The 17,671-nt window shown below is 34.7% G+C and carries 11 protein-coding genes; 4 read left to right on the top strand and 7 right to left on the bottom strand.

Features of this window, described 5'->3' with window-relative positions; translation table 11 throughout:
• Window positions 1–40: 40 nt before the first annotated feature.
• Window positions 41–1,234, bottom strand: coding sequence for an ADP-forming succinate--CoA ligase subunit beta (gene sucC, locus KZH69_RS05790; RefSeq protein ID WP_219316503.1), 1,194 nt, complete (start codon window positions 1,232–1,234; stop codon window positions 41–43).
• Between the two features lie 406 nt (window positions 1,235–1,640).
• On the opposite strand from sucC, the gene gltB reads away from it, so the two are divergent.
• From gltB to lysA, 3 genes are all read left to right on the top strand, one after another.
• Window positions 1,641–6,158, top strand: coding sequence for a glutamate synthase large subunit (gltB, locus tag KZH69_RS05785; RefSeq protein ID WP_219316502.1), 4,518 nt, complete (start codon window positions 1,641–1,643; stop codon window positions 6,156–6,158).
• Window positions 6,159–6,160: 2 nt separating this feature from the next.
• A complete protein-coding gene (locus KZH69_RS05780; protein ID WP_219316501.1) occupies window positions 6,161–7,615 on the top strand; it encodes a glutamate synthase subunit beta in 1,455 nt (484 codons plus the stop codon).
• 324 nt (window positions 7,616–7,939) lie between these two features.
• The gene (gene lysA / locus KZH69_RS05775) at window positions 7,940–9,163 is read left to right on the top strand and encodes a diaminopimelate decarboxylase (protein ID WP_219316500.1); all 1,224 of its coding nucleotides are present in this window, start codon (window positions 7,940–7,942) and stop codon (window positions 9,161–9,163) included.
• Between the two features lie 52 nt (window positions 9,164–9,215).
• On the opposite strand, the gene KZH69_RS05770 is transcribed toward lysA, so the two are convergent.
• Window positions 9,216–10,184: a c-type cytochrome gene (locus KZH69_RS05770; protein WP_219316499.1), complete on the bottom strand. Its 969-nt coding sequence runs from the start codon at window positions 10,182–10,184 to the stop codon at window positions 9,216–9,218.
• Window positions 10,185–10,329: 145 nt separating this feature from the next.
• On the bottom strand, window positions 10,330–11,943 hold the full coding sequence (gene pafA / locus KZH69_RS05765) for an alkaline phosphatase PafA (RefSeq protein WP_219316498.1): 1,614 nt from the start codon (window positions 11,941–11,943) through the stop codon (window positions 10,330–10,332).
• A 409-nt stretch (window positions 11,944–12,352) separates the two neighbouring features.
• Between pafA and KZH69_RS05760 the strand changes: the two genes are divergently transcribed.
• Window positions 12,353–13,129, top strand: a complete 777-nt coding sequence (locus KZH69_RS05760; protein WP_219316497.1) for a methyltransferase domain-containing protein — start codon at window positions 12,353–12,355, stop codon at window positions 13,127–13,129.
• Window positions 13,130–13,179: 50 nt separating this feature from the next.
• Here the strand turns inward: KZH69_RS05760 and KZH69_RS05755 are convergent, their stop codons facing one another.
• From KZH69_RS05755 to mnmA, 4 genes are all read right to left on the bottom strand, one after another.
• Window positions 13,180–13,593 (bottom strand): hypothetical protein, encoded by a 414-nt coding sequence (locus tag KZH69_RS05755; RefSeq protein ID WP_219316496.1) that lies wholly within the window; start codon window positions 13,591–13,593, stop codon window positions 13,180–13,182.
• Window positions 13,594–13,629: 36 nt separating this feature from the next.
• Window positions 13,630–14,574: an NAD(P)H-dependent flavin oxidoreductase gene (locus tag KZH69_RS05750; protein WP_219316495.1), complete on the bottom strand. Its 945-nt coding sequence runs from the start codon at window positions 14,572–14,574 to the stop codon at window positions 13,630–13,632.
• A 127-nt stretch (window positions 14,575–14,701) separates the two neighbouring features.
• Window positions 14,702–16,315: a S8 family peptidase gene (locus KZH69_RS05745; RefSeq protein ID WP_219316494.1), complete on the bottom strand. Its 1,614-nt coding sequence runs from the start codon at window positions 16,313–16,315 to the stop codon at window positions 14,702–14,704.
• 25 nt (window positions 16,316–16,340) lie between these two features.
• On the bottom strand, window positions 16,341–17,528 hold the full coding sequence (gene mnmA, locus KZH69_RS05740; protein WP_219316493.1) for a tRNA 2-thiouridine(34) synthase MnmA: 1,188 nt from the start codon (window positions 17,526–17,528) through the stop codon (window positions 16,341–16,343).
• Window positions 17,529–17,671: the final 143 nt, after the last annotated feature.

Genomic DNA, 17,671 nt, shown 5'->3' with positions numbered 1-17,671 from the left:
AGCTTTCACTCAGGATTTTCAATATATAGATTTTATCTAATTAAGAAAGTGCTGCTTTTACTTGGTCAGCCGCTTCTTGGAATTCAACAGCCGATAAAATTGGCATTCCTGAATTATCAATTAATTCTTTTGCGATAGCAGCATTAGTACCTTGCAAACGAACAATAATTGGCACTTTTATAGCATCACCCATATTTTTGTAAGCATCAACAACTCCTTGTGCCACACGGTCACAACGAACGATTCCACCAAAAATATTGATTAGGATTGCTTTTACGTTTGGATCTTTCAAGATAATTCGGAAAGCAGTTTCAACACGTTTTGCGTCAGCAGTTCCACCTACATCAAGGAAGTTTGCAGGTTCAAAACCAGCATACTTAATTAAATCCATAGTTGCCATTGCAAGTCCAGCACCATTTACCATGCATCCAACTGTACCGTCAAGATCTACATAGTTCAATCCTACTTCTTTTGCTTCAACTTCGATTGGATTTTCCTCACGAACGTCACGCATATCAGCATATTTCTTTTGTCTGTATAAAGCATTATCATCGATATTTACTTTGGCGTCTACAGCTAAAATTTTATCATCTGAAGTTTTTAAAACCGGGTTGATTTCAAACATGGAGGCATCAGAACCAATGTAAGCATTGTATAATGAATCGATGAATTTAACCATTTCCTTGAAAGCATTTCCTGAAAGACCTAAGTTAAAAGCAATTCTTCTTGCTTGAAAACCTTGCAATCCAACAGATGGATCAATTTCTTCAGTGAAAATTAAGTGTGGAGTATGTTCCGCTACTTCTTCAATATCCATTCCACCTTCAGTAGAATACATAATCATATTACGCCCTGTAGCTCTATTCAAAAGAACAGAAACATAAAACTCAGAAGTTTCACTTTCACCAGGATAATAAACATCCTCAGCAATTAAAACTTTGTGCACTTTTTTTCCTTCAGCAGAAGTTTGAGGCGTAATTAATTGCATTCCAATAATTTCTTCAGCAATTCCTTCTACTTTGTCAATTCCTTTGGCAAGTTTAACTCCACCACCTTTTCCACGACCACCTGCGTGAATTTGGGCTTTTACAACATACCAACTTGTACCTGTTTCGGCAGTTAATTGTTTTGCAGCAGCAACAGCTTCTACTGGACTATTGGCTACAATTCCGCGTTGAATGCGAACTCCATAGCTAGCTAAAATTTCTTTTCCTTGATATTCGTGTATGTTCATAATATAGAATTTGTCTGGATTCTGAATCTATTTCAGAATAAAAGTGGCACAAAAATAGCAAAATTTAATTTAATTGAAATTTTTTTTAATTATAATAACAGATAAAAGTAAAAATTAATGATTCTTGTATCTCAATCGTTATAGTATAATAAATTTAAAAATTCTCAGTGTTTTTGTTAAAATAATTAACCACAAAAAGTATAATCCTATATTTATTACAAAAATTAAAGGTTTTCTAAAATTAAAAAAATATTTATTGAAGATATATCAATTCAGAAAGGAAAACTCAGCATTATTATCAAATATACATCCTTTTTTTACTTTTATAACAAAAATAGAACCTAAACGATCTATTCACTCAATATATGTTACGAAATCTTTAATTTTGTAAAAAAAAATATCAAGCATGAGAGTTAAAGAACAAGGCCTTTATTTACCCGAATTTGAACACGACAATTGTGGCGCAGGATTTATATGTAATTTGAACGGAATTAAGTCTAATGACATTATTCATAAGGCTCTAGATATCCTTATAAAGTTAGAACATCGTGGAGCAGTAAGTTCTGATGGAAGAACTGGAGATGGTGCTGGAATTTTATTTGATATTCCACACGCATTCTTTAAGAAAGTTTGTGATTTTGAAATCCCTGAAGTTAGAGAATATGCTGTAGGAATGGTTTTTATGCCTAAAAGTCCGAATCAAGTTGCCTTTTGCAAAACAACTTTTGAAGACGCTATAAAAGATCAAAATCTATCTGTATTAGGATGGAGAGATGTTCCTGTTGATGTTTCTAATTTAGGACAGATTGCAGCAGAAAAAGAACCAACCGTTAAACAAGTATTTGTTGGCAAAAACGGCTTAGATATTACAGAACAACAATTCAATGCCAAATTATTTTTGGCTAGAAAAATTGCTGAACACACGATCCGTAATTCAAGAACTTCGGAAAGTCATATGTTTTACTTTTCAAGTTGTTCTACTACTACTATTATATATAAAGGTCTATTGATGCCAGAAGACATCAGCAGATACTACACTGACTTATTAGATAGCGACTTAGTGACCCGATTGGCTTTGGTTCACCAACGTTTCTCTACAAACACATTTCCTTCCTGGGATTTAGCACAACCATTCAGATACATGTGTCATAATGGAGAAATCAATACTTTGAGAGGAAACGTGAGCAGAATGCGTGCTCGTGAAGAATTGATGAAAAGTGATGTTTTTGGAGAAGATCTAAAAAAATTATTCCCGATCATTTTAGAAGGAAAATCAGATTCAGCTTCTATGGATATGGTTGTTGAGTTGTTATTAATGACTGGACGTTCTTTACCGGAAGTTATGATGATGGTTGTGCCTGAGGCATGGGAAAAACACAAAACCATGTCAGATGAGAAGAAAGCGTTCTACGAATACAATGCTTGTATCATGGAACCATGGGATGGTCCTGCCTCTATTCCATTTACAGACGGAAATGTTATTGGAGCATTATTAGACAGAAATGGATTGCGTCCTTCTCGTTATACATTAACCAAAAGCGGATTTGTGATCATGTCATCAGAAATTGGTGTTCTTGACATAAAACCAGAAGATGTAGTACAACACGGAAGATTGGAACCAGGAAAAATGTTCCTTGTAGACATGAACGAAGGTCGTATTATAGAAGATGAAGAAATCAAACATTCTGTAGTGACTAAACGTCCTTATAGAGAATGGTTGGATAAAAACTTGTTGCAATTGGCTAAAATTCCTTACACGAACAATCCAATTCCAACAGAAAAAATTGATTTTGAAACCAGACAACGTTTGTTTGGTTACACAATTGAGGATTTAAAAACGATCATTAATCCGATGGGGGCTCAAGGTAATGAGGCATTAAGTTCTATGGGTAATGACACTCCTCTTGCTGTGTTATCAGATCAACCTCAATTGTTATACAACTATTTCAAGCAATTATTTGCACAGGTAACCAATCCTCCATTGGACGGTATTCGTGAAGAAATAATTACAGACACAAGTTTGGCAATTGGAGGAGATTACAACATCTTTGACATCACCGATATTCACTGTAAAAAAATTAAAATTCAAAATCCTGTTATCTCTAATGAGGATTTGGATAAAATAAGAAACATTGACCATTCTGATTTCAAATCGGTTACCATTTCTACTTTATATAAAATAGAAAAAGGTGTTAATGGTTTAGAGCGTGCTTTAGAAAAATGTGTACAAGCTACTTTCAAAGCAGTTTCTGAAGGATGTAATATTGTTATCCTTTCGGACAGAGGAGTAAGCAAAGAATTCGCTCCAATACCAATGTTATTGGCTACTTCTTATATTCACCACTCTTTGAACATTCTAAAAGTTCGTTCGAAATTTGGTATTATAATCGAATCCGCCGAACCACGCGAACCACATCATTTTGCCTTACTATTTGGTTACGGAGCAAGCGCTATCAATCCTTATATGGTAAATGAAATCATTCATAACCAAGTAAACGAAGGATTTATTACAGGTGTAAAAGCGGATTATGCAATTACAAACTATAATAAAGCAATTGCAAAAGGGATTCTAAAAATCATGAATAAAATTGGTATCTCTACTTTACATTCCTATAGAGCTGCACAGATTTTTGAGATTTTAGGTTTAAACAAGACATTTACTTCAAAATATTTCCCTTACACTCCTTCTAGAATTGAAGGTATTGGACTAATGGAAATTGAAAGAGAAGTTAAGAAAAGATACCAAAATGCATTTCCAAAATCAGAAATTGCAAACCTGTTGCCATTAGAAATTGGTGGAATATATAGATGGAGAAGAAATGGTGAAAAACACATGTTCAATCCAACTACCATTTCAAAATTACAACAAGCAGTTCGATTGAATAGCCCAGAAAGCTATAAAGAATACTCTAAAATGGTAAATGATCAAAGTGAAAACTTGATGACCATAAGAGGTTTATTTGAATTTAACAATCTTGACCCTATTTCTATTGACGAAGTAGAACCATGGACAGAAATCGTTAAAAAATTCAAAACTGGAGCAATGTCGTACGGTTCTATCAGCCAGGAAGCTCATGAGAATTTAGCGATTGCCATGAACAGAATTGGAGGAAAATCTAATTCTGGTGAAGGTGGAGAAAACCCAAAACGTTTCCAAAAAGAAATGAATGGAGATTCAAAAAACAGTGCTATTAAACAAGTAGCTTCTGGAAGATTTGGAGTTTCTATCAACTATTTGACAAACGCCCAAGAGATTCAGATTAAAATGGCTCAAGGTGCAAAACCTGGAGAAGGAGGTCAATTACCTGGTGAAAAAGTTGTGCCTTGGATTGCAGAAACAAGAAACTCTACTCCTTACGTAGGTCTTATCTCTCCTCCTCCACACCACGACATCTATTCTATTGAAGATTTATCTCAATTGATATTTGATTTAAAAAATGCCAATCGTGAAGCAAGAGTTAACGTTAAGTTAGTTGCTGAAGTAGGTGTTGGAACTATTGCTGCCGGTGTTGCCAAAGCAAAAGCAGACGTTATCTTGATTTCAGGATATGATGGAGGAACTGGTGCTGCACCATTAACTTCATTAACACACACCGGTATTCCATGGGAACTTGGTCTTGCCGAAGCGCAACAAACTTTAATCTTGAACGATTTAAGAAGTCGTGTGGTTTTAGAATGTGATGGACAATTAAAAACAGGACGTGACGTAGCTATTGCGGCATTGCTAGGAGCAGAAGAATTTGGATTTGCAACAGCTCCTCTTGTAGCTTCTGGATGTATCATGATGAGAGCTTGTCACTTGAATACTTGTCCAGTAGGTATTGCAACACAAGATCCTGAATTGAGAAAAAATTTCAAAGGAACACCCGAACACGTTATCAACTTCATGTATTTTATCGCCGAAGAGTTAAGAGAAATTATGGCTCAACTTGGTTTTAGAACATTGAAAGAAATGGTTGGACAATCGCAAAAATTGAATGTCAACAAAGCGATTAAACATTATAAAGCAAATGGATTGGATTTATCTACCATTCTTTATAAACCAGAAAAAGCAAAAACAGTTCCAAACCATAATACCACTACTCAAGACCACGCATTAGAAAACGTACTTGACTTTGATATCATTAAAGCGGCTATTCCTTCTATCTACAGAAAAGAAAGAACCAGAGTTACTTTTGACATCAAAAATACGGATCGTTCAGTAGGTGCAATTTTGAGTAATGAAATTTCAAAAATATATGGTGCTCAAGGATTACCGGAAGATACAATTCTTGTTGACTTTACAGGTTCTGCTGGACAAAGTTTTGGAGCATTTGCCACTAATGGATTATCATTCAAAATTCACGGAAACTGTAATGACTATTTAGGGAAAGGACTTTCTGGAGGAAAACTAATTATTAAAGTCCCTCCTACTGCCACTTTCAAACCTGAAGACAATATCATCATTGGTAACGTGGCACTTTATGGTGCAATTACTGGAGAAGCCTACATTAATGGTATGGCTGGAGAACGTTTTGCAGTTAGAAATTCAGGAGCAACAGCAGTTGTTGAAGGAATTGGAGACCATGGTTGTGAATACATGACTGGTGGAACAGTAGTTGTCCTTGGAAAAACAGGTAGAAACTTCGCTGCTGGTATGAGTGGTGGTGTTGCTTATGTTTATGATGACAAAAAGAAATTTGAAAATGGATTGTGCAATATGGAAATGGTTGCCTTAGAAACATTGGAAGAAGAAGATTTAGCCAAATTAAGACGCTTGATCAGAAATCATTCGATGTACACCAATAGCCCTTTAGCAAAACGTCTTTTAGGAGATTGGGAAAATGAAAGCAAGCATTTCATAAAAGTAATGCCAACAGATTACAAAAAAGCATTACAAAGATTGGCAGAAGAAAAGCAAATTCAAGAATTAATAGCACAATAATCATGGGTAAAATAGGTGGATTTAAAGAATATAATAGAGCCGACGAAAGTAACGTTGCTGTTCTAGAAAGAGTATCAAATTATAATGAGTTTACAATTCCGTTAACAAAAGAAAAAATCAAAGAACAAGGTTCCAGATGCATGGATTGCGGAATTCCTTTTTGTCATAGTGCCTGTCCTTTAGGAAATTTAATTCCTGATTTTAATGACATGGTACACCAGGAAGAATGGGAAAGTGCATTGCAAATTCTGCAATCTACAAATAACTTCCCTGAATTCACAGGTCGTTTATGCCCTGCCCCATGCGAAAAGTCATGTGTATTAGGAATTATCAGTGAACCTGTTGCAATTGAAAATATTGAAAAAAATATAATCGAAAGAGGTTTTGCTGAAGGTTGGATTAAACCTCAAATTCCAGAGAAAAGAACAGGAAAAACAGTGGCCGTGATTGGATCTGGCCCAGCTGGATTGGCTGCTGCACAACAATTGAATCGTGCGGGTCATACGGTTACTGTTTTTGAAAGAGACAATGCAATCGGTGGTTTATTACGTTATGGAATTCCAAATTTCAAATTAGAAAAAGGAATTATCGACAGACGAGTAAAAGTATTAGAAGCAGAGGGCATCACTTTTAAAACGAATGTAAACGTAGGAGTTAATTTTAGTGTAGCAGAATTAAAAGCTTTCGATTCTATCGTATTATGCGGCGGAGCAACTGAAAAAAGAGGCTTACCAACTAAAGGTGCCGACAGTAAAGGTGTTGTTCAAGCTATGGATTTCTTGACGCAACAAACCAAAGTATTGTACGGAGAAAAAATTGAAGATCAAGTATTAGCAACCGGAAAAGATGTAATCGTTATTGGTGGTGGAGACACTGGATCAGATTGCGTAGGAACTTCAAACAGACACGGAGCAAAATCAGTGACTAATTTTGAAATCATGCCAAAACCTCCAGTAGGAAGAAGCGAATCTACACCATGGCCATTTTGGCCGTTGCAATTAAAAACATCTTCATCACACGAAGAGGGTTGCAACAGAAACTGGTTAATTAATACTAAAGAATTTCTTGCTAACGAAAAAGGTGAATTAGTCGGATTGAAAACCGTTGAAGTGGAATGGAAAATGACACCTGGACAAAGACCCGAACTTATCGAAAAAGAAGGTTCTGAGAAAATCTGGCCTTGCGATTTGGCTTTGTTAGCTCTTGGATTTACAGGTCCAGAAAAAACATTAGCAGAACAATTGGGCCTAGAAATTGACGCAAGAAGCAATTATAAAGCAACAAAATACCAAACTAATGTCCCGCATATTTTCACTGCCGGTGATATGAGAAGAGGTCAATCTTTGATCGTATGGGCAATATCTGAAGGGCGTGAAGCAGCGAGAGAAGTTGATTTATATTTAATGGGATTCACTAATTTACCAACAAAAGGTAATGGTGATCTCCCTAGTTTATAACAATTAAAATAATTTTATAAAATCCCTTGATATCATTTTTATCAAGGGATTTCTTTTTTTAAATCAATCAGATTATAAACTTAGTTAAAAATATAATTATTCTATAAAAAAAATGTTAATTAATCGGTATTTACACCAATTATAAGTATTCATACTAAATATATAACACAGAACCTAGTTTTTAATTAAAGTTAAAAAAAAGCACAAATAAGAACTATTTGTTATAATTTAAACAATTTGTTATAATTTGTTAAATAACAACAAATTGTTTGGTCGTAATACGAAAGAATAATAAATTTGTCAAAAATAATAAGCAATATCAAGATGCAAGCAAACGATTTACTACACTTAGCAGAACAATTTGGAAGTCCACTTTATGTGTATGATGCAGAAAAAATACAATCACAGTATAATCGATTAACGAAGGCTTTTTCTAAAGTACCTAATTTACGCATCAATTACGCAATGAAAGCATTGTCTAATGTTGCCATACTCCAATTATTGAGAGATATGGGATCTGGATTAGATACTGTTTCTATTCAAGAAGTACTGTTAGGTTTACATGCTGGTTATGCACCAGAAAAAATATTTTACACTCCAAATGGTGTTTCTCTCGAAGAAATTGAAGAGGTTCACGCCTTGGGAGTACAAATCAATATTGACAACTTATCCATATTGGAACAATTTGGCGCAAAACACCCTCATGTGCCTGTTTGTATTCGTATCAACCCACACGTAATGGCGGGTGGAAATGCCAATATTTCAGTGGGTCATATCGACAGTAAATTTGGTATTTCTGTACATCAATTACCACATTTAGTTCGTATTGTTGAGAATACAAACATGAATATTGTAGGTATTCACATGCATACCGGTTCTGACATCTTAGATATTGAAGTATTTTTATATGCCGCGGAAATTTTATTTGACGCTGCTAAGAACTTCAAAAATTTAGAATTTTTAGATTTTGGAAGTGGATTCAAAGTTCCTTACAAAAAAGATGATATTGCTACTGATATTGATGAACTAGGTAAAAAATTATCAAAAAGATTCAACGCATTCTGTGCTGAATACGGAAAAGATTTGACTTTGATTTTCGAACCAGGTAAATTTTTAGTAAGTGAAGCTGGATTCTTTTTGGCTAAAGTAAACGTAGTAAAACAAACAACTTCTACTGTATTTGCAGGTATAGACAGTGGTTTCAATCACTTGATTAGACCAATGCTTTATGGTTCACAACATTTTATCGAAAACATATCAAATCCAAAAGGAAAAGAACGTTTTTACTCTGTTGTAGGATATATTTGTGAGACAGATACTTTTGCAACCAACAGAAGAATTTCTGAAATTAAAGAAGGTGATATTTTATCTTTCCGTAATGCTGGAGCTTATTGCTTCTCAATGTCTTCCAATTATAATTCAAGATACAAACCTGCAGAGGTTTTATGGATGAATGGACAAGGCTATTTAATCAGAGCACACGAAAAATTTGAAGACTTACTTCAAAATCAGATTCCATTGCCAGTAGAAATAACAGCAACAGTTTAAAAAAGACAATCCCGAAACCATCAAAGTTTCGGGATTATTTTTATATGCAACGTTAAGGATTTGTAAATTTCTCAACACTATTGTGTATCGGTTTTATCGTTTTCAAATAGGCATAAATTGCTTTTAAATCCTGTTCTTTCATCCCTCCATACATGGTCCAAGGCATAACCGTATTAAAAAGTCCTTTTGAAATCTTATTAGGAACATAAGTACTATCGGTATATGACTTAAAACGTCTAACAAAATCAGCTTCTGTCCATTTGCCAATTCCAGTAACTTTGTCCTGAGTTATATTAGCCGAACGTGCAATACCACCAGTCACCATTGGGAACTCAAAACCACCTGCCAATTCCATGCCTTCAATTGGTTTTCCTTTTTCTTGTTTCGAATGGCATTCAGAACAAGAAGCAGCATTAAATAGGTAGCCACCGTAAGCAACGGCATCATTTTCATTTGGCTTATTCGAAAAACGAGCCTCTTTTGGAATCGTATTAATAACAAAATTCATTGGAAAATCAGCTTTCGATTCTGGAACTTTATTTTCAATAGGCTTTAACGTTCGTAAATAAACAATGATAGATTCCAAATCATTCTTATCCATTTGCCCAAAATGAGGATGAGGTATTACTGGAAATAACGCATTGCCATTTTTAGAAACCCCACAGGCAATTGCTCTTAAAACTTCCGCATCTGTCCAATCACCTATGCCGGAAGGCGTTATATTTTTAGAATAAAAACTACCCGGGAAACCAAATCTTTGATCAAAAACTTCTCCTCCTTTTCCTAGAGTCCCATCTAACAATGGCCCTGAGAACTCATTCCAATTTCTGGTTGAATGGCAATCTACACAAACACAAACATGATTAGCCAAATACTTTCCGCGTTGTAATCTGCTTGCTGTAGGCTTGACACTGAGATATTCCATTTCTCCTACATTAGGCAAAGCCAACTTTATATACAATAAAAATGAAACTATACTGATTACAAATAACAATAAAAATACTTTGATAATCTTCATCATATTTAAAACCTGGATTAATTAAACAATTCAAATTTAATTGTGTTCAATTCTAAAACACTATTTCAAAAATAAGAAAAAAAGCAATAAAACTAAAAATCCCATTCACAGAAGCGAATGGGATTTAAGTTATGTGAAAAATAAATTATTATTTAACGAACAATTCTTCTAAAACTTCGGATTCTGTTCCGTTTGGTGCCGTAATTTTTAACATTTTAGAAAGTGTCGGAGCTATTTCTGTAATGTACTCTTTCTTATTAGACTCCCCTTTTGGAACGTGCCAACCATAAAAAATCAATGGTACATTGGTATCATAACTATTAGGAGTTCCGTGGGTAGTTCCAGTTTCAATACTTTCCAAATATCCTGTACCTTGAAGAATAACAAGATCTCCACTTAGTTTAGGATCATATCCTTTAAAAATAAAATTCAAATAATAATCTTGACCGGTAGCCCCCAAAATCTCTTCTTGAGTATATACTCTTTTTACATACTCTAATGTCATCAAGAAGTCTTTGAAACTTTGTTTCACTTTAATTAGTTCCAGTCCTTTTTCCTTTATAAGATCTCTGTTCAGAAAAACATTGAAATTAGAGTAATTCATAACTAAATTAACCCCATATGTATCCGTTGAAAATTTAGTAAGTGCATTAAAAGTTTCCTTTGAAGGTACGTTCGTTACATTATATTTGTGATCTTTCAAATAAATAGGGTTCTCGGCAACAGCATGATCGGCAGTCAAGAAAACCAAATAATTATCTTTGCCCACAGTCTTGTCCATATAATCCAAAAATGAAGCAATGGTTAGATCCAAACGCAAATAAGTATCTTGAATTTCCATAGACCTTGGACCAAAAGTATGTCCTACATAATCAGTTGATGAAAAACTTACTGTCAAAAAATCAGTAGTATTATCTTTTCCCAATTCTTCTTTATCTATCGCTCGCATCGCCAATTCAGCCAAAAAATCATTTCCAAATGGAGTTGTTTTTAAAACTTCCATTCCAGTTTCTTTATAAATTTTATTCAAATCATAAGGAAAAACAGGAGGCAAAGTTTTATCTAATCGTCCTTCATATGGATTATTGTCAGGCAAACTTTCGTTATAGGTTTCAACTGGTTTCAATAAACTCCATCCTTTATTGATATATTTCATATAGTTCTTTTCAGCATTGAACTGAGTAACCCAATCCGGCATTTTATCTCCATAAAAACTACTTGAAATGAACGCCCCTGATTTAGTACACCAAAATGCCCAGTTCGCAAAATGACCCGCCGGCAAAATAGCCCCACGATCCTTAATACTCAAACCAATTACTTTTCCATTAAAATTTGTTGCCATTCGCAATTCATCCGTAATCGTAGTACTCAAAAGATTTTTTGGAGACATTGCGCCTTCCTTTTCTGTACCTTCCACCAGCGTTTTTACACTGGCATCATCTGTACAATACATGCTTTTGCCAGCCGAACGAATGTACCAATCATTTCCAATAATTCCATGCGTTGCGGGAGTGGTACCCGTATAAATAGAAGCATGACCAGGAGCCGTAAATGTAGGTACATAATTATAATTCATGTTATAAAAAGTAAAGCCATTCCCCATCAGTCTCTTAAAACCGTTGGAAGAAAAATCATCCGAAAACCGATACAAATACTCCATTTTCATTTGATCTACAACAATTCCAACAACCAACTTTGGTCGCTGTTGTGCTTGACTATGAATAGCAAAAACACATACTAAAAACAAAACAATTTTTCTCATAATACATTTTAAATGGTACACAAAAATACACTTTATCTTGTAAAAAAACCGTAAAACAAAAAATACAAAGCAATAAATTAATCTATTCTTAATCATAAATTATCAAATCATCAAAATTATCAGGGCGTGACCCCATTAGGAAAACAGGCCTAACTTATCTTGTGGGTAATCGGCCTCTTTCCCTACTGCGGTCAGGCTATCACGAGCGCATGGCGCCTTGTTCTATCCCTCACGCTCACTGCTATCAAGCACTAATTATAAAATAAAAACCTTAGTTTTCATAATTTAAGGAAAGGACAAAAAAAAACAAATAAATTCTTATATTATTTGTCTTTTCACTACAAAACATTCATTTTATTTGTCAAAAAAAAGAAAATAAATACTAAATTTGAGCATCAAACCGCTGACCATGAACATGTACGATAACGAAAATACCGTCCAAAAATCATTTGACGATCAATATCTATCCGAAGATTTATTACAAGCGCAATGGGCCGAATTTACGGAACTCAAAAAAGTCATCTCCGAAGTATATCTAAAAAAAGGAAGTCCTTTATCGTTATTAGACATCGGAATAGGAAGTGCCAGAATAGCCCGTCATATGAGCGCTATCCCAGAAATGTGGCGAATGATAGAAAGTTTCGAAGGCACTGATAATGCCGAAGCCTGCATAAAACTGTCACAAGCCACGGCAAAAGAATTACAAATCGAAGACAAACTAAAAGTACATTTACTAGACGCAATAAACTTAGACCAATTGCAAAAAAAATATGATTTGATTATTTGCACGTGGTTTACACCAGGTAATTTTTATCCAGAAGAATTTCCTTTTAGCGAGTATAATGATTCTAGCAAACGATTAGATTTATCGAAGAATGAAAAATTCACGGCTATTTTTTCAAAAGCTTATTCATTGCTTCAGCCAAACGGGGAAATAATCCTTGGCGCCTGTTACATCGACAATAACAACACCCGAAAAAAACAAGAGCAATCCTACCTCAAAATGGGAATGAAAATAATTACAAATGCTAACGACAGCTTCACAGCAACCAAAGAAAAGTTTTGGTCACAACGATTTACCCCCGAGAAAATCAAAGCCTATTTACCTTTTGTAAAATCCGAAAACATTGTCTTTGTACCACTAGACCCTTATGATTATGCAATGCAAATTAGAATTAAAAAATAGTAGAAAATAGTAATTTATTTAACGACTTAAAAAACTTACCAAAATCAATTTTATTCAAAATTGACAATATTATAAGCTAACACCCTATTATCATATTTGACGTACAACTGTTTCCTATTTTGTTGTTTTTTTCTAGTAATAAAAGACAGCGTACAATCTTCTCCATTGTTGTCTTTACAAACAAATGGATAAACAAGATCGGTTTCATTTTCTTCAGTAGGAAGATATTCAACAATTTCAAACAACTGAATTACCTCTGAATAAATAACAATTCTATTTTTTTTTGAATCCAAATTAACCACTATACTTACAGGTTTTAATTCGCTCCAATCTCCAAATTTACCGTTTTCTCCTTTTACAGAAACGCTCAAACCTGTGGTTTTGAATTTATAGTTTTGACTAAATCCTCGATTTAATCCCAAAAAGAGAAACAGTAATAGAAATCCAATTTTTAATTTACCCATATTATAAAATTTTGCGTAATAACAAATATAACCATTTTAAAAATCAAAAAAAACTACTTCTTGCTTTGCTTCCTCAAATTCCGCTATCATCGAATTGATTATGTCTTTTGCCGGTAATATTTCTTTGATTAATCCCGCTATTTGACCAATTTCCAATTCACCTTCCGTTAAATCTCCTTCAAACATTCCTCGTTTGGCTCTTGCTCTTCCCAATAAAGTGGTTAATTGTTCTTTGCTAGGACATTTTTCATACAATTGTTGAACATCCTGATAAAATTTATTTTTTATCAAACGAACAGGAGCCAATTCTTTCAAAGTTAATTGAGTACCACCTTCTTGAACCTCAAGAATGGTTTGTTTAAAATTTTGATGTGAAGAAGATTCCAATGAAGCGGCAAATCGGCTTCCAACCTGAACTCCATCTGCCCCAAGAACCATCGCCGCCAACATTCCACGACCCGTTGCAATCCCTCCCGCAGCAATTAGCGGAATCGAAATTTTTTCTTTTACCATCGGAATTAGAGTAAAAGTCGTGGTTTCCTCCCTCCCATTGTGTCCACCAGCTTCAAAACCTTCGGCAACAACAGCATCTACTCCCGCATCTTGGGCTTTTAAGGCAAAAAGAGAACTACTTACTACATGCACAACTGTTATTCCGTTTTCTTTCAAAAAAGGAGTCCACGTTTTAGGATTTCCCGCTGATGTAAAAACAATTTTAACCCCTTCGTCAACAATAATTTTCATTATTTCTTCAATGTTGGGATACAACATCGGAACATTGACACCAAATGGTTTATCTGTTGCTTTTTTACATTTTTGAATATGCTTTCTCAATACTTCCGGATACATAGAACCCGCTCCTATCAAGCCCAAACCACCTGCATTACTAACGGCACTGGCTAGTTTATAACCGCTATTCCAAATCATTCCTCCCTGAATAATAGGATATTTAATGTTGAAAAGGCTTGTAATTTTGTTCATATAAAAAGTTTCTATGGTGCTAAGATACTAAGGTTCTAAGATTAAAAAAAAGACATTTTTTATCTAATTTAAATCCATTTTTGAGCATTCCAAAAAAATACTAATTTCTTAGAATCTCTTATTAGAACTATTGCTTGATAATCTTTCCGGTTATAACGATTCCATTACAGACCATTCTATAAATATAAACACTTGATTGCAAGTTTCTTAGAGATACTAATAAAAACTCATCAGTGATTGATTTCTCCAAAACTTTTTGTCCATTTAGTGCATAAAACCTAATTATTCCTTTACGAAAAGTAGTCGATATAGAAAAAGTAACATAATCACTTGTTAAATTAGGATACACAAAAACATCATTTTTTGAAAAATCATTTACTCCTAATCCGTTGGACAAAGCCAAGCTAAAATCTGGAATTCCATACCCATATTGATTATTAGGAATACTATATCGATCGGCTGATTTTATAATTAAATCTTTAATTTCTCGATTGGTTTTATTGGGAAACGCCTGCCACAAACAAGCCACCATTCCTGCTGTAATCGGACTCGAGAACGAAGTTCCATTCGCTGTTACTATATTCCCCGAAGGATCCGATAAAACAACAGCTGCCCCTTGTGCCATAACATCCGGTTTTACCCTTCCGTCAAATGAAGAGCCGATGGAACTAAAACTAGTTACCGTTTTTGTAGCATTTACCGCGCCCACCGTGAGTACCGAAATACCATCTGCAGGCACTGCAATATGAGGATTTACTGTTGCTCCTTCATTCCCCGCTGCAGCCACAACTATCATTCCGCGAGAAAAAGCAATTTCAGCGCCCCTCGTCATAAATGCCGTTTTTCCGTCCATTTCAGTATAAGTATGGTTGTAAGTGGTATTATCAAACTCAAAATAGCCTAATGAAGTGTTAATAACATCGACTCCTAAACTATCCGCTTTCTCTGCTGCTTCCACCCAATAGGATTCTTCTACAGGATTTTCAGAGGAAGCATCTTCTGTGATAAATAAATAATACGAAGCATCTGGAGCAGTCCCAACAAGAGCATTGCTTTTATAACCTCCCATACAAGAAAGAACCATAGCACCATGTGAGTTTCCTATATAAAAATTGGCATTTCTATTCACAAAATCATAACCACCCAAAATTTGGTTATTGTCTCTTAACCGCTGAAATGGTGGAGTAGTATTAACACCTGGAAAACCGGCATCCATAACCGCAATTATTTTACCTGAACCCGTATAGTTTTGTTGATGCAAAACATCACCACGAAGCATTTGTATTTGGTTTGCTGAACTTCCATAAGTCAAATCAACTTTTGTTTCCAGTGCTTTAGTAACAACTTTTATTTTGTCTTCAGTTGTTTTCCTTCCAGTGGTATTGAGTGATTTATTGGCAAAATCAATTTTATCCACAAACGAAAAAGATTTTAAAGAATTGATTGTCGCTTGAGTCCCGCGAATATGCAAAGCATTCAACCATTTGGAATGTGCCAAGACCGTAATTCCTGACACTGCTTTTACCTGACTAATAAAACTTTTATCAATCGGAATATCTTTGAAGTCCAAAACTATATCTTGCTTGGTTCTGCGGTCTAACGCTTTTTGCGAAAGCATTTCCAAAGGATTGTCATAATATGTTTGAGAATTATTTTTGGCATTAAAATACACCCAAGCATCTTCTTGAGAAAACCCCACAAAACAGGAAAAGAACAAAATAAAACACACTATTTTTTTCATGTCTTGCCAGAATTAAGATTTTGATTTAAGAAATAACCCCAGAACCAATTAGCTCATCATTTAGGTACCAGGCGGCAAACTGCCCTTCAGTAATGGCAGATTGTGGTTCTTCAAATGAAATATACATACCGGTTTCAAATTGAAACAAGGTGGCTTTTTGCAAAGGCTGTCTGTAACGAATGCGAGCCATTACTTCCATCGTTTCTCCATTGGCCAAAGCCAAATCTTCTCGAATCCAATGTACTTCAGATTTTTCTATAAACAACGCTTTTTTGAATAAACCGGGATGCATACTGGACAACCCTGTGTAAATGGTATTGGTTTCAACATCTGTGGCTATAACAAATAATGGATCAGTAGTTCCGCCAACATTAAGTCCTTTTCTTTGACCAACCGTAAAATAATGAGCTCCTTGATGTTTTCCCATTATTTTACCCATCTTTGGAGTATAAGGCATTTTTCTGGAAGCAAAAAGTAATTGTTCCTCAACGGACAATTCGTTTTGCATATCGTATGAATACACCGAATCATTTTTATCAATTTGGATAATTGTGCCTTCTTTCGGCTGCAATTTTTGTTGTAAAAACTCAGGCAAACGTACTTTGCCAATAAAACACAATCCTTGTGAATCTTTCTTTTCGGCAGTAACCAATTCCATTTGAGCAGCTATTTCGCGTACTTCGGGTTTTGTCAATTCACCAATTGGAAACAATGCTTTTGACAATTGTTCTTGAGACAATTGACATAAAAAATAAGATTGATCTTTATTATTATCAACACCTGCGAGAAGCTGGTATACTTTTTCACCATTCACTTCTATTTCACCTTTTCGACAATAATGACCAGTAGCTACATAATCGGCACCAAGGCTTAAGGCAATTTTCATGAAAACCTCAAATTTTATTTCGCGGTTACAAAGTACGTCAGGATTTGGAGTTCTCCCTTTTTCGTACTCACTAAACATATAATCGACAATTTTTTCTTGATATTGTTCGCTTAAATCAACTGTCTGAAAAGGAATACCTAATTTTTCAGCAACCAATAAAGCATCGTTACTATCTTCCAACCAAGGACATTCATTAGAAATTGTCACCGAATCATCGTGCCAATTTTTCATAAAAAGACCTATAACTTCATATCCTTGTTGTTGCAACAAATAAGCTGCAACACTTGAATCTACACCTCCCGAAAGACCTACAACTACACGTTTCATTGTCAAAAAATTGATTGTTTACATTTTAATCTTTTGCAAAAGTACAAATAATAAACCTACTTATAGCTACATCAGGATTGATGAAAACAATGCAACAATAACACGAACTAATGCCATAAGAAATCAATCCACAATTCCAAAGA

The organism is Flavobacterium taihuense (genome assembly GCF_019351435.1).
GTDB classification, from domain to species: Bacteria; Bacteroidota; Bacteroidia; order Flavobacteriales; family Flavobacteriaceae; genus Flavobacterium; species Flavobacterium taihuense.
Note: the sequence above shows the minus strand (reverse complement) of the source record. Positions and strands in the feature narration are given on the sequence as shown.